An 856-nucleotide genomic window follows, 5' to 3' on the forward strand; every position below is an offset into this window, starting at 1 on the left:
CGATCATAGAAAAGAAATTAAACCTGAGGCCCAGAAAGTGTCTTGGGTTTAAGCAGCCGCAGAAGGTCTATGACGAATTAAAAGCTGCGGCTTAGGGCGAGTGTTGCACTTGCGAGTTGAATTCGCGTATTTTGTAAGCAACACCGACAAATCATTTGGATACTCATAAAATTCATCATCTAATTTATCCAAATAATCCTGTTGAGCTTTAGTTAATGCATCTAACTGGGTTTGCCTTGTTTCTCTAATTTCCGATGGTTTTCTATTGGGAAAAACTGTAAATGATTTAGATAGTATATCGGCTGTTTCTTTTGCCCCAATTTCAATTAAGGCATTAACAGTAGCCACAGCATTGTCACCATAGGAATTAAAATAATATTGATCAAACCCACCATTGTTAATTTGCCCCTCAAAATCAACAATCATAAGTATATTTTGCTCTAACTGAGATAACTTAGAATAATTTGGCCATTCATTTGGGTCAACTTTGTCAACTATCACTTCATAAACATCATAGGCGAATATATTCTCCTGTATATCACCTCGCTCTAATCTTTGAACAAGTTGTTTAATATTTTCAGATTTCACGGCAAATGAACTCAAAATTAGTAATAAAAATAGTAGCTTATTCATAGTTTTTCTTGCTGCCTAACGCCTCACATCAGCGGATGCCGAACCCAGAGCGACGAGGAACGAGGAGCGGCGGGTTTGGCAATCCGCTGGATGTGATTGATACTAATGATGACCTCCCAAGGATTTTCGGGCTTGATAGTTAAACTACCATCCAAGGTATAGCGCGCTCTTGCGCACATACCTTAGGAGGCCATCACTATGAAATTCTATACTAAACAGCACC

General features: G+C 38.7%; 1 pseudogene. It reads right to left on the bottom strand.

The features are described 5' to 3' along the window. Positions 1-132: 132 nt before the first annotated feature. Positions 133-633: pseudogene (locus QQL66_RS18475) on the bottom strand (DMP19 family protein); the annotation flags it as partial. Positions 634-856 lie beyond the last annotated feature (223 nt).

Origin of the sequence: Litoribrevibacter albus (assembly GCF_030159995.1) — a bacterium.
Lineage (GTDB): Bacteria > Pseudomonadota > Gammaproteobacteria > Pseudomonadales > Litoribrevibacteraceae > Litoribrevibacter > Litoribrevibacter albus.